The organism is Nocardia barduliensis (assembly GCF_013315795.1).
In the GTDB taxonomy this organism is placed as follows: domain Bacteria; phylum Actinomycetota; class Actinomycetes; order Mycobacteriales; family Mycobacteriaceae; genus Nocardia; species Nocardia barduliensis.
This window is the reverse complement of record NZ_JABLTE010000013.1, coordinates 42,320-64,557: the sequence shown is the minus strand read 5'-3', so window position 1 is coordinate 64,557 and position 22,238 is coordinate 42,320. Positions and strand designations below refer to the sequence as shown.

General features: G+C 68.4%; 23 protein-coding genes. 12 read left to right on the top strand and 11 right to left on the bottom strand.

Going from position 1 to position 22,238, the window contains the following annotated elements; all coding sequences use genetic code 11:
* Positions 1-57: 57 nt before the first annotated feature.
* Positions 58-1,455: an FAD-binding oxidoreductase gene (locus HOV91_RS08595; RefSeq protein WP_174184895.1), complete on the top strand. Its 1,398-nt coding sequence runs from the start codon at positions 58-60 to the stop codon at positions 1,453-1,455.
* Positions 1,456-1,465: 10 nt separating this feature from the next.
* Here HOV91_RS08595 and HOV91_RS08590 read toward each other — a convergent pair whose 3' ends face one another.
* On the bottom strand, positions 1,466-2,059 hold the full coding sequence (locus tag HOV91_RS08590; protein WP_217439905.1) for a TetR/AcrR family transcriptional regulator: 594 nt from the start codon (positions 2,057-2,059) through the stop codon (positions 1,466-1,468).
* A gap of 75 nt (positions 2,060-2,134) precedes the next feature.
* On the opposite strand from HOV91_RS08590, the gene HOV91_RS08585 reads away from it, so the two are divergent.
* The gene (locus HOV91_RS08585; protein ID WP_174184893.1) at positions 2,135-2,626 is read left to right on the top strand and encodes a cupin domain-containing protein; all 492 of its coding nucleotides are present in this window, start codon (positions 2,135-2,137) and stop codon (positions 2,624-2,626) included.
* 179 nt (positions 2,627-2,805) lie between these two features.
* Positions 2,806-3,558 (top strand): DUF427 domain-containing protein, encoded by a 753-nt coding sequence (locus HOV91_RS08580; RefSeq protein ID WP_174184892.1) that lies wholly within the window; start codon positions 2,806-2,808, stop codon positions 3,556-3,558.
* 214 nt (positions 3,559-3,772) lie between these two features.
* On the opposite strand, the gene HOV91_RS08575 is transcribed toward HOV91_RS08580, so the two are convergent.
* Positions 3,773-4,690, bottom strand: coding sequence for an AraC family transcriptional regulator (locus tag HOV91_RS08575; RefSeq protein ID WP_174184891.1), 918 nt, complete (start codon positions 4,688-4,690; stop codon positions 3,773-3,775).
* A 96-nt stretch (positions 4,691-4,786) separates the two neighbouring features.
* Here HOV91_RS08575 and HOV91_RS08570 point away from each other — a divergent pair, with 96 nt between their 5' ends.
* Entirely contained in the window at positions 4,787-5,836 is a 1,050-nt protein-coding gene (locus HOV91_RS08570) for an NAD(P)H-binding protein (protein WP_174184890.1), read from the top strand.
* Positions 5,837-5,858: 22 nt separating this feature from the next.
* On the top strand, positions 5,859-6,269 hold the full coding sequence (locus HOV91_RS08565; protein WP_174184889.1) for a cupin domain-containing protein: 411 nt from the start codon (positions 5,859-5,861) through the stop codon (positions 6,267-6,269).
* A gap of 6 nt (positions 6,270-6,275) precedes the next feature.
* Here HOV91_RS08565 and HOV91_RS08560 read toward each other — a convergent pair whose 3' ends face one another.
* The 3 genes from HOV91_RS08560 to HOV91_RS08550 form a co-directional block, all read right to left on the bottom strand.
* Positions 6,276-7,094, bottom strand: a complete 819-nt coding sequence (locus HOV91_RS08560) for an MBL fold metallo-hydrolase (RefSeq protein WP_174184888.1) — start codon at positions 7,092-7,094, stop codon at positions 6,276-6,278.
* Positions 7,095-7,262: 168 nt separating this feature from the next.
* Positions 7,263-7,595, bottom strand: coding sequence for a hypothetical protein (locus HOV91_RS08555; protein ID WP_174184887.1), 333 nt, complete (start codon positions 7,593-7,595; stop codon positions 7,263-7,265).
* A complete protein-coding gene (locus HOV91_RS08550; protein ID WP_246349928.1) occupies positions 7,595-8,866 on the bottom strand; it encodes a 3-ketosteroid-9-alpha-monooxygenase, oxygenase component in 1,272 nt (423 codons plus the stop codon). The genes HOV91_RS08555 and HOV91_RS08550 overlap by 1 nt, the downstream gene beginning before the upstream one ends.
* 198 nt (positions 8,867-9,064) lie before the next feature.
* On the opposite strand from HOV91_RS08550, the gene hsaA reads away from it, so the two are divergent.
* Genes hsaA through HOV91_RS39450 form a run of 5 tightly spaced genes read left to right on the top strand, consistent with a single transcriptional unit; the run spans position 9,065 to position 12,880 of the window.
* Positions 9,065-10,228, top strand: coding sequence for a 3-hydroxy-9,10-secoandrosta-1,3,5(10)-triene-9,17-dione monooxygenase oxygenase subunit (gene hsaA / locus HOV91_RS08545; RefSeq protein WP_174184886.1), 1,164 nt, complete (start codon positions 9,065-9,067; stop codon positions 10,226-10,228).
* 9 nt (positions 10,229-10,237) lie between these two features.
* Positions 10,238-11,116 carry a 4,5:9,10-diseco-3-hydroxy-5,9,17-trioxoandrosta-1(10),2-diene-4-oate hydrolase gene (gene hsaD / locus HOV91_RS08540; protein ID WP_174184885.1) on the top strand — a complete coding sequence of 293 codons (879 nt, stop codon included), beginning with the start codon at positions 10,238-10,240 and terminating at the stop codon, positions 11,114-11,116.
* The gene (hsaC, locus tag HOV91_RS08535; RefSeq protein ID WP_174184884.1) at positions 11,116-12,021 is read left to right on the top strand and encodes an iron-dependent extradiol dioxygenase HsaC; all 906 of its coding nucleotides are present in this window, start codon (positions 11,116-11,118) and stop codon (positions 12,019-12,021) included. The genes hsaD and hsaC overlap by 1 nt, the downstream gene beginning before the upstream one ends.
* Before the next feature lie 20 nt (positions 12,022-12,041).
* Entirely contained in the window at positions 12,042-12,614 is a 573-nt protein-coding gene (gene hsaB / locus HOV91_RS08530; protein ID WP_174184883.1) for a 3-hydroxy-9,10-secoandrosta-1,3,5(10)-triene-9,17-dione monooxygenase reductase subunit, read from the top strand.
* Positions 12,615-12,673: 59 nt separating this feature from the next.
* A complete protein-coding gene (locus tag HOV91_RS39450) occupies positions 12,674-12,880 on the top strand; it encodes a PIN domain-containing protein (protein ID WP_217439900.1) in 207 nt (68 codons plus the stop codon).
* 157 nt (positions 12,881-13,037) lie between these two features.
* On the opposite strand, the gene HOV91_RS08520 is transcribed toward HOV91_RS39450, so the two are convergent.
* Together HOV91_RS08520 and HOV91_RS08515 are read right to left on the bottom strand one after the other, a co-directional pair.
* A complete protein-coding gene (locus tag HOV91_RS08520; protein WP_174184882.1) occupies positions 13,038-13,895 on the bottom strand; it encodes a 3-hydroxyacyl-CoA dehydrogenase in 858 nt (285 codons plus the stop codon).
* Positions 13,896-14,044: 149 nt separating this feature from the next.
* Entirely contained in the window at positions 14,045-15,631 is a 1,587-nt protein-coding gene (locus HOV91_RS08515; RefSeq protein ID WP_312884523.1) for an AAA family ATPase, read from the bottom strand.
* A 61-nt stretch (positions 15,632-15,692) separates the two neighbouring features.
* Between HOV91_RS08515 and HOV91_RS08510 the strand changes: the two genes are divergently transcribed.
* Complete coding sequence (locus HOV91_RS08510; protein ID WP_174184881.1) at positions 15,693-16,256, top strand: YdeI/OmpD-associated family protein; 564 nt, start codon at positions 15,693-15,695, stop codon at positions 16,254-16,256.
* 279 nt (positions 16,257-16,535) lie between these two features.
* Positions 16,536-17,675 (top strand): baeRF10 domain-containing protein, encoded by a 1,140-nt coding sequence (locus tag HOV91_RS08505; RefSeq protein ID WP_174184880.1) that lies wholly within the window; start codon positions 16,536-16,538, stop codon positions 17,673-17,675.
* Between the two features lie 162 nt (positions 17,676-17,837).
* Here HOV91_RS08505 and dmpG read toward each other — a convergent pair whose 3' ends face one another.
* The 4 genes from dmpG to HOV91_RS08485 are packed head-to-tail and all read right to left on the bottom strand — an operon-like array spanning position 17,838 to position 22,219.
* On the bottom strand, positions 17,838-18,875 hold the full coding sequence (gene dmpG, locus HOV91_RS08500) for a 4-hydroxy-2-oxovalerate aldolase (protein ID WP_174184879.1): 1,038 nt from the start codon (positions 18,873-18,875) through the stop codon (positions 17,838-17,840).
* Positions 18,876-18,887: 12 nt separating this feature from the next.
* The gene (locus HOV91_RS08495) at positions 18,888-19,796 is read right to left on the bottom strand and encodes an acetaldehyde dehydrogenase (acetylating) (RefSeq protein WP_174184878.1); all 909 of its coding nucleotides are present in this window, start codon (positions 19,794-19,796) and stop codon (positions 18,888-18,890) included.
* Between the two features lie 10 nt (positions 19,797-19,806).
* Entirely contained in the window at positions 19,807-20,592 is a 786-nt protein-coding gene (locus HOV91_RS08490) for a 2-keto-4-pentenoate hydratase (RefSeq protein ID WP_174184877.1), read from the bottom strand.
* A 1-nt stretch (position 20,593) separates the two neighbouring features.
* Positions 20,594-22,219 carry an FAD-binding protein gene (locus HOV91_RS08485; protein WP_174184876.1) on the bottom strand — a complete coding sequence of 542 codons (1,626 nt, stop codon included), beginning with the start codon at positions 22,217-22,219 and terminating at the stop codon, positions 20,594-20,596.
* Positions 22,220-22,238 lie beyond the last annotated feature (19 nt).

Here is a 22,238-nt window from a genome sequence, read left to right as displayed (position 1 = left end):
CGAGATGCCGGCTCGTCTCCCAACAAGTCGTCGGGGCCTACCAGCCGGGAGGATGCCATGACGCAAACAGTGAATTCCGATCTCGAGGTATTACGGTCCACCATGGACGGGCCGGTGTACGGCCCCGCAGACGTCGGATACGAGCAGGCCCGCGCCGTGTGGAACGCGGACATCGATCGGCGCCCCGCGGTGATCGCCCAGTGCCTGTCGCCCCGTGACGTGACCGCGGCGTTGGGCTTCGCCGAGAACCGCGGGCTGGAGATATCCGTTCGCGGTGGCGCCCACTCCTACAGCGGGACCGCGGTCGGCGAGGGCGGCCTGATGATCAACCTCAGCGCGCTGAAGGGCGTCGCGGTGGATCCGGAGACCGAGCGCGCCCGCGTCGGCGGCGGGGCGACGATGGCCGACCTGGACGCCGCGACCCAGGCGCACGGGCTGGCGGTGACCGGCGGGGTGATCAGCGATACCGGCGTCGGCGGCCTCACGCTCGGCGGCGGCATGGGCTGGCTGACCCGGATGGCCGGGCTGGCCATCGACAATCTCGTCTCGGCGCAGGTGGTTCTCGCCGACGGCTCGGTGGTGCGGGCGTCCGAGACCGAGAACGCGGATTTGTTCTGGGCACTTCGCGGGGGCGGCGGGAATTTCGGCGTGGTCACCGAATTCGAATATCGCCTGCATCGCGTCGGGCCGGAAGTACATCTCGGCCTGTTCTTCTGGGACATGCCGGACGGCACCGACGCACTCCGGCTGATTCGCGAGTTCATTCCCACGTTGCCGCGCCGGTCGGGAGCGCTGATAGCGCTGGCGATGTCGGCGCCGCCCGCTGCTTTCGTCCCGGAGCGATACCACGGCCGAGCGGGCCACGCCCTGATCGTCGTGGGTTTCGGCACCGCGGAGGAGCACGCAGCCGCGGTGGCGCCGATGCGGGACGCGATGCCGCCGCTGTTCGAATTCCTCAGCCCGATCCCCTATACCGGGTTGCAGCGGATGCTCGACGCGGCGGCGCCGTGGGGCGTCCACGGGTACGAGAAGGCGCTCGATCTGGACGATTTCTCGAACGACGTCATCGCAGTGCTCACCGCGAACGCCGCCGAGAAAACCGCCCCGCTGTCGTTCATGCCGATCTTTCCGCTCAACGGCGCGTTCAGCACTGTCCGCGAAGCCGACACCGCATTCGGCGGCGCGCGCACCCCGCATTACGGCTGCAATATCACCGCGATCACTCCCGACGCCGAGACGCTCGCCATCGACCGGGAGTGGGTGCGCAGGACGTGGGAAGCGCTGCTGCCTATGGCGTCCAACCGCGGCGGCTACGTGAATTTTATGGCGGAGGCGGAGCACGACCGGGTCCGCGAATCCTACGGAAGCGCCAAATACGCGAAGCTGGCCGAGATCAAGTCCCATTACGACCCGGGCAACGTCTTCCACCGCAACGCCAATATCGTCCCCGGCTGAGCCGGGCGGATCACCCGCGTTCGCGGGCCGCGTCGGCGGCCCGCGGGCGCAGGCCGTCGAGCACGATGTCCACCAGTCGCCGCCAGTCGTTACCGGCGCTGATGGTCGCGGACATCGCGCCGACGATCAGGTAGACGTCCGCCACCGTGTAGTCGTCGCGTAGCGTTCCCGCGGCGCGCTCCCGCTCGAGCAGTTCGCCGATCACACCCTCGAGTTTGGTGCGGGATTCGCCCCGCGGCTCGCTCCCCGCCGACTGCCGAGCCGCCCCGATCGCCGCCGAGAGTCCGCGATCGGCCGCGAGGACCGCGCCGACGTGGTGCAAATAGCGGGCCAGCCCCGTACCGGGCTCGGCTCGCAGGCATACGGTGCGGGCGAAGTCCTCGATCTCGGCGAAACGCTGCTCGGCGGCCGCCTCGATGAGGTCGGCATGGGTGGGGAAATGGCGATAGACGGTCCCCACGCCGACTCCGGCCGCGCGAGCCACCTCCGGCAGCTGCACCGCCGCACCGCGTTCGGCGAACAGCGTGCGAGCCACGGCAAGGATGCGGGCGCGGTTGAGCGTGGCGTCGGCGCGCTGCCGCCGGGGCGTCGGTGGGCTTGACACTGGCGATCCCTCCATGTTTACGCTTCAAACGGAATCGGAATCCGATTCCGTTTCATGTCATCGAAGGGTAGCAGTATGTCCGACAATCGTTTCCGCCTCCTGGAGCCCGGCGAGGCGCGTCCCGGCCGAGTGCCGTTACCGCCCGCGTTCGCGGTGAAAGCCACCACCGCCGACACCGAAGGCAGGTTCTCCCTGCTCGAGGTGACCCTCGCGCGCGACATCCCCCGCCACACGCACCACGTCGCGGACGAATGCATCTACGTGCTCGCGGGCACGCTCGAGGTCGAGTTCGACGACCGGACCCTCTCCGCGACCGAAGGCATGTTCGTGCTCCTGCCGCATGGCGTGCCGCACGCCCTGCGCTGCGGGTCGCAGCCACCGCCGCGGGTACTGCAGATCTCCTCACCCGGCGGATGGGAGTGCTACCTGGAAGACCTCTTCGAAGCCGGGGCGTCGGTGCTGACCGACGGCGTGCTGGACCCGGTGAAGATCAATCCGATCGCAGCGGCCTACGACATCCACTACGCCGAGCCGGCGCCCGAACCCACTGCCCCGCAACAGAATTGATTCCAGCGCGAGCCCCGCGGAGCACGAGCGCGATCCCGCACCGCGCAGCGTCGAGGAAGCCAAGGCCAGCACGGTCGGCGACAACTGAGCCGACCGCGCACCGGAGGCGGCCACGAGCGTGGCCGCCTTCGTCGTTCTCACTCCGCGCGCGCCTGGTGCGAGGAGTACGGTCGACAGATATGACCGAAGCGAAGCGGGGCCGCGTCAGCGTCGAGACCAGCCAGAAGCGAGTGCGGGTCTACTTGGGCGGCCACTTGGTGGCCGACAGCGTGCGGCCGGTGCTCGTCTGGGAGAACCCGCACTACCCGGCCTACTATCTGCCGGTCGCGGATGTGCGCGCGAAGCTCGAGCCGAACGGGCATACCCAGCACTCCGCGAGCCGCGGCGACGCGACCGTCTACGACGTCATGGTCGACGGAACGACAGCGGGCGGGGCCGCGCTGCGGTATCACGACTCGCCGCTCACCGCATTGCGCGATCTGGTGCGGCTGGAGTGGAACGCGATGGACGAGTGGTTCGAGGAAGACGAACCGATCTACGTCCATCCGCGCAACCCCTACTCGCGCGTCGACATCCTGGCCAGTTCACGGCATGTGCGGGTGGAGATCGACGGCGTCACCGTCGCCGACTCCCGAGCGCCGCGCATCCTGTTCGAGACGGGCTTGCCCGCGCGGTACTACCTGCCGATGACCGATGTCCGCATGGACCTGCTGCACCCCTCGGCCACCCAGACCAGCTGCCCGTACAAGGGCACCGCCGACTACTGGACCGCCCGGGTAGCAGGCAAGGAGTACCCCGACTACGTCTGGGGCTACCGCACGCCGCTTCCGGAGAGCCAGAAGGTCGCCGGGCTGGTGTGCTTCTACAACGAGAAGGTCGACATCTACGTCGACGGCGAACTCCAGGAACGGCCGAACTCGCCGTTCAGCTGAATTCAGCGGTAGTCCGCGAGCCCCTCGGCCGCGCCGAGTGCGCGCTCGGCTCGCGACCCTGGTCGGCCGTCGGACAGCCAGGACCGTCCGGGCGAATTCGCGCCACCGGCCGGGCGCTGCGACGGGTAACGCGGCGCGAATCCGCGGTCGGCCGTGACCGCCGACAAGCGCCGAGCAGCGAACGGCGCTGACGGGCAATGACTCTCGGAACCGATCAGACAGCGACCAGGGGCGTGCTGTCGCCCGCGCGACGGTACTGCCCTGGGGCCGAACCGTATTCGCGCTTGAATGCCTTCGCGAAGGCGAATTCGGAGGTGTAGCCGACGCGGCGGGCCACAGCGCCGAGGCTGCTGTCGGTGTCGCGGAGCAGGCGGGCGGCGGTCAGCATGCGCCAGCGGGTGACGTAGGCCAGTGGCGGTTCGCCGACCGTCGCGGTGAAGCGGCGGGCGAGGGTGGCGCGGGAGACGCCCGCGACGCGACCGAGATCGGAGACGGTCCAGGGGCGTGCGGGCTCCTCGTGCACGGCTCGAAGCACCGCAGCCACCGCGGGATCGGCGAAAGCGCCCGCCCACCCGGAGGATTGCACGTCGGCCTGCTCGTCGAACCAGGCACGCAGGATGAACAGCAGCAACGTCTCCAGGATCGCGGGTACGGCCGCGTCGCTGCCCTGGCGCGGCTCGGCGATCTCCGCGGCCAGCAGATCGACGGCGCCGCGCAGCGCGGGATGGCGCCCGGGGCGCGCGGGCAGGTGGATGAATTCGGGCAGCTCGTCGAGGATGGGATGGCTACGGCCGCGGCCGAGTTCGTAGGCGCCGCACAGCAACGCGGTCCGGACACCGGGCCCCACGATCTCCCTGGGCTCGCCGGGCAGCGCGTGCTCGGTGACCGGGGAGTCCAAGCTGTCGACCAAATCGTGGTCGGCGCCGCGCGGCATGAACAACACGTCCCCCGCGCCGAGCGCCATCGGGCGGCCGTCCGGCGGCACCACCCAGCACGAGCCCTGTAAGACCACGTGGAACCCCGCGCCGGGTACCACGGGATACCGGCGCCCCCAGGGCGCGTGCCGGATGAACAGGCCCGACGTCGGGCTACCGGTGCGGATGGCGGCGATGGCCTCGCTGAGGATGTCCACCAGATCACCGTATCACTCCCGATGTGAGCGTTATGGACAAAACATCGAGCTTTACAAGCATTGGTTGACTCACTGCTGGGCAATAGATTTCTTCCCATGACATCAACCGAAGCCACTCCCGCCATTGCCGTCTACGGCGCCACCGGCCACACCGGCGGCTACCTGCTCGCCGAACTGCGCCGCCGCGGTATCACCCCGATCCTGGTTGGCCGCGACGCCGATCGCATCCGGTCCGCCGCCGATGCCGTCGACCTGCCGAACGCCGACATCCGGGTAGCGGAGCTGACCGACCACGCGGCCCTCGTCACCGCGTTCACCGGCGCCGACGTCGTGATCAGCAGCTTGCCCGCTTACGTCGAGCACGGTGCGGCGGTGCTCGCGGCGTCGATCGACGCTCACGCGCACTACACCGACATGTCCGGCGAACAACTGTTCGCGCGGCGGGTTTTCGACGAGTTCGGTCCGCGCGCCGAAGCGGCGGGGGTCACCCTGGTCTCCGGCATCACCGACAGCAACCTCCCCGGCGACCTGCTGGCTCACCTGACCACCCGCCGGGTGGCCGGACCGGCCGAAGTGGTGCTGAGCCACCTGAGCAAGAGCGGCGGCAACGGTTCGAAAGGAAGCGCGAAGACGGTGTACGCCAGCCTGGACTGGTTCCGTACCGGTGGCTGGCACTACGCGGACGGCGAATTCCGCACCGGCGCGACGGCACGCCACGACAAGATGACCTTCCCAGGGCACGCGGAGCCGACCGCCGTCGCGAAGTTCCCGCAACCCCCGGTTCTCACCATCCCCCGGCACGCGCGGGTCGCCTACGTGGAGGGCGTGCTCGCCACGTCGATCCTCGATACGCTCAGCGCATTCACCGCCGAACTCATCGATACGCTGCCCGACGAGCCCAGTTCGGATCTGCGCTACGACCTCGTGGTGGATACGTTCGGCGTGGACGGTCGCCAGGTCCGCGGTGTGGTGAGCGGGGTCGACTCCTATCGCGATTCGGCGCTGATGGCGGTGGAGACGGCTGTCCGGCTGGCCGAGGGCGCGGCCGCGCCGGGCGCGCTAGCACCCGCCGAAGCGTTCGACGCCGCCGAGTTCCTCGACGCGCTGGCGCCTTTCGGGATCACCTGGCGCATCGAGGAGAGCTGAGCGGATCGGGCATAGTCGAACGATGACCGACAATCGACCGCCGCTCGCCGTCGCCCTCGACCTCGCGCCGCATCCCGAGGGCGGCTGGTTTCGCGAAACCTGGCGCAGCCCGGTGGAATTCACGCCGGAGGGCTACCCCGGTCCGCGTGCCGCCGCCACGGCGATCCATTTCCTGCTGCTGCCGGGCGAGCAGTCCGCCCCCCACACCGTGCGATCCGACGAGCTGTGGCTCTGGCATCGCGGCGGCCCGCTGGCGCTGGACATCGGCGGCGAGACGGTGATCCTCGGTCCCGGCCTGGAGCGCGGTCAAGTGCTCCAGGCCGTGGTGCCCGGCGGTGTCAGCCAGTCGGCGCGACCGGCGGGCGCGGAGTACGTGCTGGTCAGCTGCATCGTCGCGCCGGGATTCGACTTCGCGGACTTCCGGCTGGACTGACCGGGTTCAGCGCACCGGCACCGCGGTGAACTGGGCGAGCTCGTGCGGATCGTGCGCGCAGAACATCCGCACCCGGTCGCCGTGATCGGCGCGCAGCGCGCGCAGGCGCTCCAGGTTCTCCACCCGCGCACGCGCCATCGTGCTCGCCAACACCTCGAAGACGCCGAGCCCGACCGGCGGACGCCCCTTCCCCGCCGCCAACTGCCGGTGGTGGAAGTAGGCGTCACCGCAGTGCAGCAGCCAGCCGTCGCTCTGGCGGACCGCCACGCCACTGTGCCCGCGGGTGTGCCCGACCAGCGGGATCAGCATGATGTCCTCGAGCACCGGGACGGCCGTGCAGCCGAACCAGGTGTCCGCACCGGTTTCGTGGGCCAGCCAGCGGGGCCCGTGCTCCCATTGGCGCGGCTGGTAGCGCAGCTTCTCAGCGAGGGTGAGGCGCTGGGTGGCCGCGTCGAGCTCATCGGCGAAGACGTGCACGGTGGCGTCGGGAAAGTCGGCCAGCCCGCCGGCGTGATCCACATCGAGATGGGTGAGCACGATGTGCCGGACGTCCTCGCGCCGATAGCCGAGCGCGCGGATCTGGTGCAGCGCGGTGAGTTCCGGACGCAGCCGCGGCCGCAGCAGCCGCGCGGTGCCGACCCCGAGTCGGCCGCGGTCGAGCACGTCGGCCATGCCGAAGCCGGTGTCGACCAGCACCAGCCCGTCATCGGACTCGACGAGCAGGCAATGGCCGACCAGCCCGCCGGTCAACAGCCCACCGCTGCCGAGCAGCGCGCGCCCGCCGACCGGGCACATGGTCGCGCAGTCCAGATGCCGCACCAGCATCGCGGAAACTCCCTCCTGCGGTGCCGGATCGGCGTTGCTCCGACCCGGCGCCAAGGTCTTACTGTTCCCGTCAACGTAACCCGCGCACGGCGCGGCCGCGACAGCGCGGTCGCCGCCGTGGCGAACTGCGGGCAAACCGATCGGCTCCGCACACCGCGAAATGCCCTGTCAGTCAGGTATTTCGAGCAATCCCTCGGTCACGGCCCAGGCGATCGTGCGCTCGAGGTCGGGACACGAGTCCGGGCGGCCCGGCCCGTGACCGCTCGCACTGAGTTCGGCGAAAACCGGGCAGCGCTCGGCCGGGTCGCCGGTCCACTGCACCGAGGTCTGGTGCGTACTGCTCTTGCGCACCAGCACCTGGCTGTGGCATGCCTGACACCGCAGCGGGGTCAGGCCGTCGTCCAGATACCGCTGTTTGTCGGCCACCGTCTGGGCGCGCACTTCGGCTCGCCGAGCGGGCTGGTCGGCGAAATCGGGTGCCTTCGCCCAGGTGGCCGCCATCAGACGCTCGCCTCGGCTTCCTCGGACTCGCGCTTGCGCCGCAGGTTCTCGGCGACCTCGGCCTCCCATGCCTCGTTCGCCTTGGTGGTGTCCACCTCGAACTCGAACCGCTGGGTCATCTTCTCGGTGACGTCGGCCAGGTCGACGTAGAACTGGTCGTACCAGCGACGCAGCTGGTAGACCGGCCCGTCCTCCTCGCACAGCAGCGGGTTCTCGACCTTGGACTTGTGCTTCCAGATCTCGACGTCCTGCAGGAAGCCGACGCTGATGCCCTCGGTCATCTTCTCCGCCAGCTTGGTCGCCATCTCGCCCTCGACGCCCTTCGGCTTCTCCAGCGTGATGCCCCACTGCAGGACGAAGGAGTCCTGCGTGACCGGGTAGTGGCAGTTGATCAGGACGCTCTTGACCTCGTAACCGCTGTAGATATTGATCAGCGGGTTGATCATGTACGAGGGTCCGAAATACGAGGCTTCGGACTTCAGCAGCGTGTCACCGCCGTACTTGGAGGCCATGCCGATGTCCGGCCTGCCCTTGGTCTCCAGGAACTGGGTGGCGATGTGCCCCTCGAAGACGTTCTTGAAGTACGTCGGGAAGGCGAAATGGATGTAGAAGAAGTGGGCCATGTCGACCACGTTGTCGATGATCTCGCGGCAGTTGGCGCCCTCGATCAGCATCGAGTTCCAGGTCCAGTCGGTCCATCCGCTGTCGAGTTGTTCGGTGGGGTTGCCGTCCGCGTCGGTGTAAGGACCCTTGATGTGCGGAATCGTGATCTCCGGCGGCGGCTGGCTGCCCTCGTGGTCGTGCCAGACGAACAGCTGGCCGTTGCGCTCCAGCGTGGTCCACTTCCTGGTGCGCGCCAACGGCGGCACCCGGCGCGCGTACGGAATCGCGGTGCACTTGCCGTTGGTCCCCGACCAGCGCCAGTCGTGGAAGGGGCAGGCGATGTCGTCCCCCTTGACCTCGCCCATGCTCAGGTCGCCGCCCATGTGCCTGCAGTAGGCGTCGAGCACCCGCAGTTCACCGTTGCTGTCGGCCCAGACGACGAGCTTGGTGCCGAAGACGTTCACCGCGTGCGGCTTGCCGTCCCGGAACGTCTTGACCAGACCCAGGCAATGCCATCCCCGCGCATAGCGGGTCGGTGTGGTGCCGACATCCAGTTCACGGACCTTCGCACCGCCCGGTGTCGATCGAGCCGCCTCCCGGGGCCCTCCGTGGTTACGCACGCTGCCGCCTCCGTGCCCGTCGCTCGGCGGCGGTGGGGTAACTGCCATCGCGTTTCCTCCTCCATCTGTACTAGAACACGTTACAAAACTGGCGCTCCGGACGCCAGCGATTCCCCTCACTTCCTGCATGAGCGCATGTCCGCGCAGGGGTGGACACCGGTTCTCGACAGAAATAGGAACCTGTTCTAGTCTCAGAGGCAAATGAGATTCCGGACATCAACCGACCAGGCAGGAGCAGGTCCCGAGATGACGCAAGAAGTGACCGAACGGGTCGAAGCGCTGTTGCCGACGTTGCGCGAACGCGCACAGGAGGCCGAGGACCTGCGGCGCATCCCCGACGAAAGCATGAAGGCGTTGCAGGAGACCGGCTTCTTCCGGTTGCTCCAGCCCAAGCAGTGGGGCGGTCATGCCGCCGATCCGGTGGTCTTCTACGACACCGTGCGCAAGATCGCCGGCGCGTGCGGCTCCACCGGCTGGGTGGCGGGCATCGTGGGCGTGCACAACTGGCACCTCGCGCTGTTCGCGCAGCAGGCGCAGGAGGACGTCTGGGGCGAGGACACCGAAGTGCGGATCTCCTCCTCCTACGCGCCCATGGGCGCTGGCACGGTGGTCGACGGCGGCTACCTCGTCAACGGTGCGTGGGCCTGGTCCTCCGGCTGTGACCACGCCACCTGGGCGGTGCTCGGCGGCCCGGTGATCAAGGACGGCAAGCCGGTCGATTTCGGCAGCTTCCTCATCCCGCGCGACGACTACCGCATCGACGACGTGTGGAACGTGGTCGGCCTGCGCGGCACCGGTTCCAACACCGTCGTGGTGAAGGACGTCTTCGTACCGTCACACCGCTTCCTCAGCTTCCGCGCGATGAGCGAACTGAAATCGCCCGGCCTGGAGCAGAACACCGATCCGGTCTACAAGATGCCTTGGGGCACCATCCATCCCACCACCATCTCCACCCCGATCGTCGGCATGGCCTACGGCGCCTACGAAGCGCACGTGGAGCACCAGGGCAAGCGGGTGCGCGCGGCCTATGCGGGCGAGAAGGCCAAGGACGACCCGTTCGCCAAGGTGCGCATCGCGGAGGCCGCCAGCGACATCGACGCCGCGTGGCGACAGCTGTCGGGCAACGTGGCCGACGAATACGCGCTGCTGGTGGCGGGCCAGGAGATTCCGTTCGACCTGCGCGTGCGGGCCCGGCGCGACCAGGTGCGCGCGACCGGCCGCTCGATCGCCGCGATCGACAAGCTGTTCGAGAGCTCCGGCGCCACCGCGCTGGCGAACGGCACACCGCTGCAACGCTTCTGGCGCGACGCGCACGCGGGCCGGGTGCACGCGGCCAACGATCCCGAGCGCGCGTATCTGATGTACGGCACGCACGAGTTCGGCCTGCCGGTCACCGACGGCATGGTGTAGGGGGTAGCAGTGACATCGACCGTGGAACTCACCGCCGAATCGACCTCCCGCTACGCGCAGGTGCGGCCGGATCTGCGGCTGCACTACCACGAGGCGGGCGTCGGCAACGGACCGACGATCGTGCTGCTGCACGGCGGCGGACCGGGCGCGTCCTCGTGGTCGAACTTCGCGCGCAACATCCCGGTGCTCGCCGAGCACTTCCACGTGCTCGCGGTGGACCAGCCCGGCTACGGCCGCTCGGACAAGCCCACCGAGCATCCGCAGTACTTCGTGCACAGCGCCGCGGCGCTGAAGGACCTGCTCGACCACCTGGAGATCACTTCGCGGGTGCACCTGCTGGGCAACTCGCTCGGCGGCGGCGCGGCGGTCCGGTTCGCGCTGGACTACCCGGATCGGGCCGGAAAGCTGGTGCTGATGGGACCGGGCGGGCTGAGCACCAACCTGTTCGCCCCGGACCCGACCGAGGGCGTCAAGCTGCTCGCCAAGTTCAACTACGAGCCGACCAGGGAGAACCTGGAGGCGTTCCTGCGCATCATGGTCTTCGACCAGTCGCTGGTCACCGACGAACTGATCGACGAGCGGTTCGCCTCGGCGAGCACGCCGGAGGCGCTCGCCGCGACCCGGGCGATGGGCAAGTCGTTCGCGAGCGCGGACTTCGAGAAGGGCATGCTCTGGCGCGACGCCTACAAGCTGCGTCAGCCGGTGCTGTTGATCTGGGGTCGCGAGGACCGGGTCAACCCGCTGGACGGCGCGCTGGTGGCGACCAAGCTGATCCCGCGCGCGCAGTTGCACGTCTTCGGCGGGTGTGGACACTGGGCACAGTTGGAGAAGTTCCACGAGTTCAACCGCCTGGCCATCGATTTCCTCGCGGGCGTCAAGGAGAAGTGATGGGAATCCGTTCACTGGCATATCTGCGAATCGAGGCGACCGATATGGCCGCCTGGCGGGAGTACGGCCTGAAAGTCCTCGGCATGGTCGAGGGCAAGGGCGCCGATCCCGAGGCGCTGTACTTGCGCATGGACGAGTTCCCGGCCCGGCTGGTGATCGTCCCCGGCGAGAAGGACCGGCTGCAGATCTCGGGCTGGGAAACCGCCAACGCCGAAGAGCTGCAGGACATCCGCAACCGGTTGGACGCGGCGGGCGTCCCCTTCAAGGAGGGCACCGCCGCCGAACTGGCCGATCGCCGGGTGTACGAGCTGATCCGGTTCGACGACCCCTCCGGCAACACGCTGGAGGCGTTCCACGGCGTGGCACTGGAGCATCGCCGGGTGGTCAGCCCCTACGGGCACCGGTTCGTCACCGAGGAGCAGGGGCTCGGGCACGTGGTGCTCAGCACCAAGGACGACAAGGCGGCGCTGGAGTTCTACCGCGACGTGCTCGGCTTCCGGCTGCGCGACTCGATGCGGCTGCCACCGCAGATGGTCGGCCGCCCGGCCGACGGCGAGCCGGCCTGGCTGCGCTTCTTCGGCTGCAACCCGCGCCACCACTCGCTGGCGTTCCTGCCCATGCCGACGCCGAGCGGCATCGTGCACCTGATGATCGAGGTGGAGAACGCCGACGACGTCGGGCTCTGCCTGGACCGCGCGCTGCGTAAGAAGGTCAAGATGTCGGCTACGCTCGGACGGCACGTCAACGACAAGATGCTCTCCTTCTACATGAAGACGCCGGGCGGTTTCGACGTCGAATTCGGTTGCGAGGGCCTGGAAGTGGACGACCAGGACTGGATCGCGCGGGAATCCACCGCCGTGAGCCTGTGGGGCCACGACTTCACCGTCGGACAGCGGCAGCAGTGACCGAGAGGGCGAGCGAAACGATGACCGCGGACGGATCCGAGATCGATCCACGGCAGTTCCGGAATGTGCTGGGACAGTTCTGCACCGGCATCACCGTGATCACCACCTTCGACGGCGAGCAGGCCCCGATCGGCTTCGCCTGCCAATCGTTCGCCGCCCTCTCCCTCGAACCGCCGCTGGTGCTGTTCTGTCCCACCAAGGCGTCCCGGTCCTGGGCGGCGATCGAGAAATCCGGGCGCTTCTGCGTGAACGTGCTCGCCGAACAGCAGCGCGAACTGTGCGCCCGCTTCGGCTCCCGCGAACCCGACAAGTTCGCCGGCGCGGCGTGGCACACCTCCGACCTGGAACTACCGGTCCTGGACGACGCCCTGGCCACCATCCAGTGCAAGGTCGACAGCGTCATCGACGGCGGCGACCACTACATCGTGATCGGCCGCGTCCAAGCCCTCTCCGAGAGCACGGCCACCGGCCGCCCCCTGCTGTTCTACCGCGGCCAATACACCGCCATCGAACCGGAGAAGACCACCCCGGCCCCCTGGCGCGCGGACTTGGAGCACTTCCTCACCACGACGACGCTCGATACCTGGTTGTAGCGACCCGAAAGAAACGAACGTCTGTAGCTCGTCGCGCTACATGGGGCTACAACCGTGTGATGAAGGTGATCACCCAGCGCGAGTTCCGCAACAACTCAGCGGCGGCTACTCGCGCCGCACGATACGAGCAACTCGGCGCCGCCATAGTGGATTTCGATCCGTTGCCTTTCGACGCGGAGGCCGCGACACGCTACGGCACCCTGGTAGCACTTACCCTGGCAGCGAAACGCGACCCGCGGCCCCGCGCCGGATGGATCTGCTCATAGCGGCGATCGCGTCGGTACGTGGACTACCGCTGTACACCCGCCACAGCGCGGATTTCCGCGGGCTGGAAAGCATGCTCCAGATCGTCGCGGTCTAGCGCATCAAGCGCTCGATCGGCCGTGTGGCCGACCGAGCGGGTGGCGCTGTCGCCCTCGCAGGTCAGTACTTGTAGAACCCCTCGCCGGTGGCGATGCCGAGCTTGCCCTTATCGATGTAGTTCTCCTTCAACCACCGGGCCAGCCGTTGGGAGTCCTCGTCCTCGTTGTTGACCAAGATGTTGTACGGCGTGGTCAGACCGATGATGTCGAGGATGCGGAACGGCCCGGCCGGTGCGCCGGTGCCGATCTGCCAGGTCTTGTCCACCGCTTCGGGATCGGCGTAGCCGCCCGCCGCCAGGCTCATGCCCGCGTTGAGCAACGGCACCAGTAGCGAGTTCAGGACGTAACCGGCCTTCTCCTTGTGGATTTCGATCGGCACCATGCCGATATTCGAGGCGAAGTCGACTACCGCTCGGTACACCGCCGGGTCGGTGTCGGCTGTACCCATGATCTCGGCGGTGTTGAAGTGCCACACCTGATTCGCGAAGTGCAGCGCTAGGAACCGGTCCGGGCGGCCGGTGAAGTCCTTCATGGCGCTGGGCAGCAGGGTGGAGGAGTTGGTGGCGAAGATGGTGCGCTCCGGAGCGACCCGGCCGAGCTCCTGATATGTCTGCTGCTTGATGCTCAGCACCTCGGGAATGGCCTCGATGACCAGGTCCGCGTCCTGCACCGCCCGAACCAGATCAGAACTCAGCGCGATGCCCGCCGCCGTCTGCTCGGCCTTGCCCTCCCCGCCGCCGGCTACCTGCTCCCGGTAGACCGCCGCGAGCTTGTCGAGTCGCTCCCTGGCCGCGGCCAGCGCCTTGTCGTCGATGTCGTAGGCCGTCACCTCGAAACCGCGGAAGGCGGTCTGGAATGCGATCTGCGACCCGAGCACTCCGGTGCCGAGCACGGTCACCTTGCGAATATCGATGGTCATTCGCCGATCCTCTCGACTGTAGGGCCCGGTCACCGGCCGGGATGCCTGCGCATGCACGGCGGCAGAGACACTACGCCGCCGATCGCTCGACGATCACCCCCGCCACGGACGCGTCCAGGTTCCGCGCCGATTTCGAGGCCGCCGCGCGTTCACGAACGGCCGTACAGTTCGTCCAACCCCACCAACTCGACTTCGCCGTCGCGCTCGGCGCGTCGGAGGTCTTCGCTGAACCCCGCGCCGGAGAAGCAGAGCAGGCGCGTGCCGGTGACATCGAATTTTCCGCTCGCGGTGATCAGCAGGCGGATGCGCCGCAGCCGGTCCAAGTGACCGAGGCCCATCACCTCGTTCCACTTCGCCTCTCCGATCCCGAGCAGCGGTGGGCGACCGTCCTCGGCGTAACCGATCGCGACGACGTCGACCTCGTGGGTCGTGCGGTTCGCCGAATCATTGACCGTGCCGGACGAAACCCGCACCGGAAGGTCGCCGAGCCGATTCCGTCCGGTGGTTTCCTGGGCGAAAAGCATGGCCCATTCTCGGCAGATCCGCTCGAAGTGCGGACCGACCACGTTGCTGACGAACCGGTGTGACGCCCGTTGCCAGATGCGATGGGTGTCTGCGGCCAAAGTCAACTGAGGCCAGAACGGCCGCATGATCGCGTGGTAGAAGCTCATCAGCGGTTCGGCGATCCGGAAATCGCTGCGGTTGGCACGGAACGCGTCGGCCTCCCGGGTGATGAAACCGGCGTCCTCGAGCACGGTCAAGGGGTGCGCCAGCGTGTTGACCGGGCGGCCGACGTGGCCGGCTATGCCACCCCGGCCGGTGTTGCCGTTGGCGATGGCATTGAGCACGGAGTGATAGAGCGCGCCGTCCCGGAGATCGGGCTCTTCCGCGAGCAGGTACCGTGCCTCCAGGAACATCGGGCTTCCGGGGGACAGAATCGCTCGAACCACCCAGTCGTCGAAGTCCGCGAGATCCGCGGGGGCGTCGTAGCGGATCATCTCGGTCCGATACGCCGGCGTTCCGCCTACCACCGAGTGCACGAGCAGAGCCAGCCGGGCATCGGTGATCCCCCAGAACTCCGCCGCTCGGCGGTAATTCAAGGTGGCGATCGGCAATTCGAGCGACGCGCGGCCGCGCAGCGGGGCGTTTCCCGAGAGTAGGCCGCCCATGAATGACAGCGCGGAACCACACAGCAGCAACCGGGTGCGGGAAGCGGTGCGCTCGGTGCGCCTCGGCGCGTACGCCCCCTGGATGATCGAGGGCAGTGCAGGGTTCGCCCTGGCCAGATAGGGAAACTCATCGATAACCACGGGCGTGTTCCGCTCGACGCCCATGCGAAGGAGCACATCGATCACCTGTCCCCAGTTCGCCGGGGTGAAGGGAGCGACCAGGTCCAGGTGATGGCTGAGCGCCTCGCCGAGCGCGGCGAGCGATTCCGCGTCGGTGGCCTCCTGCGCGGAGAAATAGAAGCCGTCCGCGACCTCGCACACCGCCTCGAGCAGGAAACTCTTGCCTTGCCTGCGGCGACCGGAAACCACGCCGAGCGACGCGCCCGGCGCGGGGTCGTTGACGAACCGGGTCAGCGCGTCCCATTCCCGGTCGCGATCGAATATGTCGGACGGCTTCCGCACCTGATCCCCTAAGAGAAGTAAAGTTATGATAAGTGTACTACTCTCGCTCCGGTGGACGTCGGCGTCACTAAAGGGCCACACACCACACCGCGCTAAAGCGCTCACTTGGTGAGTAGTTTTAGCTGGAAGATGGTGTGAGACCACCAACGCGGCACGGGAGACCACCATGGACCAGCTCGAAGGCACCGAAGTGCTCGCACTGAACGACGTCGCACAGTGGGAGAGCTGGCTCGCCGCCAACCACGACCGGGCTGCCGCCGTATGGCTGAAGATCGCCAAGAAGCGTGCGGCGGGGACGACGATCAGCATCGCCGAGGCGCTCGACGGGGCGTTGTGCTTCGGGTGGATCGACAGCCATCGGCGCGGCCTCGACGCGGATCACTACCTGCAGCGGTACTCCCCGCGCCGGTCGAAGAGCCCGTGGTCGCAGGTCAACGTGGCCAAAGCCGAAGCGCTGATCGCCGAGGGCCGGATGCGCGCACCCGGCTTCGCGGCCATCGCCGCCGCGCGGTCGGACGGCCGCTGGTCAGCCGCGTACGAACGTCAGCGCACGGCCGTCTGCCCGGCCGACCTGCGTGACGCGCTCAGCCTGAATCCTCGCGCCCAGAGCAGGTTCGAGCAGCTCGACCGCACCGCGCAGTACGCGTACTTCCTGCGGCTGATGAAGACTCGGACTCCGGCGGGGCGCGCCGATCAACTGCGGCGGGTGGTCGCCGAGCTGGCGGTGTAGCGGCCGGTCCCCGGGCGCACTCGCGATCCGGTCGTGGCACGAACGGCACCGTCAGTCGCGCGTCACTACGCGATCGAGCAAGGCGATCTGATCGGGTCGGCCCGGCCGGATGATTTCGGGTGGCATTACTGGACCCGGCAGGTCGAGGTGCGCACACCCGCCACCGAGAACAATCAGGGTCGAGCTGGACGTCCGGGCGCGACGGAGTTTCTCCATGCCCTCCTGCCTGTGGCGTGCGAGGCGTCGCTGACCGGGTACAGACGGTGGAAGCGAGGAACAATGATCACAGCCGAGACGATCGGCCGGATCCGCCGGATGCGGGGTGACGGGATTCCTGTCGTATCGATGTACGCGCACGTTCCGGTCGATCCCGGCGAGCGCTCCGGCCTCCTGAGCCGAGTGAACAGCATGGCCGACGAGGTCAACCCGGTGGTGAAGGACCGGTCGTCGGACCACGCGGCCAGACTGTCGGTCCGCGACGACCTCGAGCGCATGCGCGAGACGGTGCGGTCCGGCAACTGGCAGCCCGGCGCGGTCGCGATGTTCGCCTGCGGCGGCAAGGACCTGTTCGAGGCGGTGCAGCTGCCGCGCGCCGTCCGGGACCGGGTCGTGGTGGACGCCGTCGCATGGACGCGGCCGATGCTGGCCGTCCTGGAGGAGTACGCGCGCTGCTGCGTCGCGGTGGTCGACCGGGCGTCCGCGGCGGTGTGGGAGCTGTTCGCCGACGAGATCGAGGAAGCGCGCCAGATCCGGGATCCCGCGCTGCGCGATCCGAACTACGCGGCGAACCGCCTCGAGAACAAGGTGCACCACAAGGTCGAGGAACTGGTCAAGAAGCACTATCGCCACACCGCGACGGAGCTGGCCGAATTGTTCGGCGCCGACGACTACGACCTGCTCGCGGTCGGCGGACATCGCGACGAGATACCGCACTTCCTCGACACGCTGCCGCGCGAACTCCGCGAGCGCGTCGCGGGCACCTTCACGATCGACACCGGCGCGGCGACGCTGGGTGAGGTGAAACAGAACGCCGTCGAGCTGGTCACGCGCTACGAGCGGGACATCGATGCCCGCCGGGTCGGCGATGTGCTGGAGCGGATCGCCACCGGCGCACCGGCCACCCTGGACGTCGCGAACTGCCTGCGCGCCTGCGGCGTGAAGGCGGTGGACACCCTGCTGCTCCAGGACGGCGCGCTGGTGCACGGCGTGGTGTGCGACAGCTGCGGTTGGCTCGGCCTCTCCGGCGGCGAATGCCCGGTCTCCGGCGATCGGACCCGGCCGACCGAGGACATCCTCGACGAACTCGCTCAGGAAGTCATCGACCAGAGCGGCTCCGTCCGCCACGTCAAGGCCGACACCGACCTCAAAGAACACCTGGCCGCCGCGCTCCTGCGCTTCCCACTCCCCCCACTGCCGTAGGCGCGACGTTGTCCACAGGTGTCCACAACTGCACCTGTGAGTCCGGAATCCGCTCCTCGGCCCACAACACAATCCGAACGAGCAGGCAAGTCCTACACGATCAGTCCAATCATGCGAAGGGCCGCGAACGGTCGAATCCGCTCGCGGCCTTGGCATCGGGGGTCAGGCGGTGACGGTCGCCTTCTCTCGTTGCAGTTCCAGGGCGATGTCGATGAGCTGGTCCTCCTGGCCGCCGACGAGTTTGCGCTTGCCCGCGCGCACGAGCATCTCGGCGGCCGAGACGCCGTAGCGCTCGGCTTGCCGTTCGGCGTGCTTGAGGAAGCTGGAGTAGACGCCCGCGTAGCCCATCATCAGCGCTTGGCGGTCGAGCAGGCATTCCTGTGGCATGGCGGGGCGGACGACGTCTTCGGCCGCGTCGGCGATGGCGAAGAAATCGATGCCGGTCGTGACACCCAGCTTGTCGCACACACCGACCAGCGCTTCGACGGGCGTGTTGCCCGCGCCCGCGCCGAAACGCCGTGCGCTGCCGTCGATCTGGGTGGCACCGGCGCGGATGGCGTAGATCGAGTTGGCGACGGCCAAGTCGAGGTTCTCGTGGCCGTGGAAGCCGACCTGGGCGTCGTCACCGAGTTCGGCGACCAGCGCCGCGACCCGGTCGGAAACCTGCTCCAGCACCAGCGCTCCGGCGGAGTCCACGATGTAGACGCACTGACAGCCCGCATCGGCCATGATGCGCGCCTGCTCGGCCAGCACCTCCGGCGGCTGGGTATGCGACATCATCAGGAACCCGACCGTCTCCAGCCCGAGTTCACGCGCCAGGCCGAAGTGCTGGATCGACACGTCGGCCTCGGTGCAGTGGGTGGCGATACGGCAGATGGACGCGCCGTTGTCTTGCGAGATCTTGATGTCCTCCTTCACACCGACGCCGGGCAGCATCAGCACGGCGATCTTCGCCCGCTTCGCCGTCTCGGCCGCGATGGTGACCAGTTCCTGCTCCGGCGTCTTGGAGAAGCCGTAGTTGAACGAGGAGCCGCCGAGGCCGTCGCCGTGGGTCACCTCGATCACCGGGACGCCCGCGCCGTCCAGCGCGGCCACGATGTCACGGACCTCGGTAGCGGTGAACTGGTGGCGCTTGTGATGGGATCCGTCGCGCAGCGACGTGTCGGTGACGCGGATGTCGAGTTCTGCTGAGTAGGCCATTCGAATAGCTCCTTACACCCGGGCCGTGACGATTTGTTCGGCGATGACCTCGCCCACCTGCGTCGCGGCGGCGGTCATGATGTCGAGGTTGCCCGCGTACGGGGGCAGGAAGTCACCGGCGCCCTCCACCTCGACGAACACCGACACCTTGGCCAAACCGCCGGACACCACCGACGGTTCGTCGAACTGCGGCTCGTTCAGCAGCCGGTAGCCGGGCACGTACTGCTGGATGTCGGCGACCATCCGGTGCACGGAGTCGGCGATCGCGTCGGTGTCGGCGTCCTCGGGGATGGCGCAGAAGATGGTGTCGCGCATGATCATCGGCGGCTCGGCCGGATTCAGGATGATGATGGCCTTGCCGCGCTGCGCTCCGCCGATGGTCTCGACGCCGCGGCTGGTGGTCTTGGTGAACTCATCGATGTTCGCCCGGGTGCCGGGGCCCGCGGAGACCGACGACACCGACGCGACGATCTCCGCGTACGGCACCGGGACCACGCGCGACACCGCGGCGACGATCGGGATCGTCGCCTGGCCGCCGCAGGTGATCATGTTGACGTTCGGCGCGTCCAGATTCGCGCCCAGGTTCACCGGCGGCACGACGGCGGGGCCGACGGCGGCTGGGGTGAGGTCGACTGCGCGGATACCCGCTTCGGCGTAGCGGGGGGCGGCGGCGCGATGCACATACGCCGAGGTGGCCTCGAAGATCAGGTCGGGCAGTTCGGATTGCCCGAGCAGCCAGTCCACGCCCTCGTGCGAGGTTTCCAGCCCGAGCCCGCGCGCCCGCTTCAGGCCCTCGCTGTCCGGGTCGATCCCGATCATCCAGCGCGGCTGGATCTTCTCCGAGCGCAGCAGTTTGTAGAGCAGGTCGGTGCTGATGTTGCCGGACCCGACGATCGCGGCGGTGACGGTCCCGTTGGACACGACAGCCTCCCTAGGTGAATTGCAGACGGACAGAACCGAGTCCGGCGAACTCGGCGTGGAACGCGTCGCCCGGACGGGCGTCGATGGCGCGGGTGCACGAGCCGGGCAGCACGATGTCACCGGCCTTCAACCGGACGCCGAAGCTCGCGACCTTGCGCGCGAGCCAGGCCACCGCGATCACCGGATCGCCCAGCACGGCGTCGCTGCGGCCTTCGGCGACCACTTCGCCGTTGCGGGTGAGCACCGCGTCGATGGCCTTGACGTCGATGTCCTTCGGCGCGACCCGTTCGGCGCCGAGCACGAAACCGGCGGAGGACGCGTTGTCGGAGATGGTGTCGGCCAGGCCGATGTTCCAGTCCTTGATCCGCGAGTCGATCAGTTCGATCGCGGGCGCGAAGGCGACCGTGGCGTCGAGCACGTCCGCTTCGGTGCACTCCGCGCCGGGCAGGTCGGCGCCGAGCACGAACCCGACCTCCACCTCGACGCGGGGGAACAGGTAGCGGCCCGCCTCCACCGGAACGTCCTCGTGGACTTCCATCTCCGCGAGCAGGTGCCCGTAGTCCGGCTCGTCCACGCCCATCATCTGCTGCATGGCCTTCGAGGACAGACCCACCTTGTGCCCGACCACGCGCGCGCCCGCGTCGAGCCTGCGCCGGATATTGATCAGCTGGATCTCGTAGGCGTCGACCACGTCGATATCGGGGTGGCGGGTGATCAGCGGATCGATCGCCACCCGTTCGCGCTCCGCGCGCTCGAGTTCGTCGGCCAGTTCGGTTCGTACCGCGTCGGACAGCACGCTAGTTTCCTTCCACAGTTGCGTTTTCCAGTGCCGAGACCTGTTCGCCCGCGGCGGACCGGCCTGCCCTGCGGCCGGAGAAGATGCAATCCGACAGCGACAGCCCGCTGACGTAGGACTCGGAGCAGACGCCGAGCGCGGTGCGCCCGGCCGCGAAGAGCCCGGGGATGTCCTCGCCCTCGGCGGTTTTGACCGCGCCGGTGTGCTCGTCCACGACGACGCCGCCGAGGGTGAGCATGGGGCAGGGGTTGGTCAGGCTCGGTTTGATGCCCACATCCAACAGCCAGAACGGGCCGGTGCGCACCGGTTCGGTGAACTCGGCGGGCTTGCCGACCGGATCGGGGGCTCCGGTCGCGATCGCGGTGTTGTGCGCGTCGACCGTCGCGCGCAGCCCGGCGGGGTCGATGCCCGCCTTCGTCGCGGCTTCCTCCAGGGTGGCGCCGCGGATCGCGGTGCGCCGCATGGTCTCGAACTGTCCCCGCTGGAACCACGCGCCCTGCTTGCCGATCTGCCCGATCGCGATGCGCATGAGCGGGTCGTCGGCCAGCAGCCAACCCTTGCCGCCGTGCTCGGTGATCAGCGCGTTGCCCACCGCGGCGCCGTAGCGCGTCTCGTCGATCACCCGGCGACCGGCGGCGTCCACCAGCAGCGCGCCGGTGAAAGCGCTGGGTGGCAGCAGGAACCGCCACGCGGAGACGTTGTCCATGCGGTCCACGGCCGCGCCGACCTGCTGGGCCATCAGGATGCCGCTGCCGTCGTCGGCGGTGGTGCCCAGCGCGAGTCCACCGTGGAAGGCGGGCGCGTACTGCCGCACCATGTCGCGATTGGCGATGAACCCGCCCGCGCTGAGTACCACCCCGCGCCGCGCGAGGACGCGAATCGTGCTGCCGTATCGGCGTTCCAGCCGGTCCAGCCGCTGTTCCAGCGCGCGCCGCAGCGGGGGGTAGTAGATGCCCGGCTTGGCCGCGACCTTCGCCATGCGGGTGTAGCGGTCCCGGACCCGGCCCGGGGCGTCGCGCAGGGTGTGGCACTCGACGCCGATCACCGCGCCGGTGCCGTCGGTGATCAAGCGAGTCACCCGGGTGAGAGTTTCCACCCGCACTCCGGCCCGGGAGGCCGCGGCGGCCAGCGGGCCGGTGAGCTTCTTGCCCGACGTGCCCCTGCCCTTCACCCGATGCCCACGCTGCGCGGCCGGGATGTCGCGGAACGCGCCGGAGATTTCGCTGCCGGAGTAGTACAGGTAGTAGCGGTCGTTGGGGTAGGAAGTCTTGTACGGGCACAGCGAAGCTTCGAACGGGACGCCGTGCGCCTTCAGCCACTCGATCAGCTGCGGGCTCTCGTCGACGAACTTGCGCAGCGTCTCGGGGGTGACCGCGTTGCCGACCTCGCGCTCGAGATAGGCGTACATCGCCTCCGGGGTGTCTTCGACCCCCGCCTCCCGCTGCACCGAGGTGCCACCACCCGCGTAGATGATGCCGCCGGACAGCGCCGAGGTGCCGCCTCCGGCGAAGCGTTCCAGCACGAGCACCTGCGCGCCCGCCGCGGTCGCTTCCAGCGCGGCGGCCGCGCCCGCGGCGCCGTATCCGACCACGACAACGTCGGTGGTCAGGTCCCATTCGAGGCCCATGTTCTTAACTCCGGTCCGA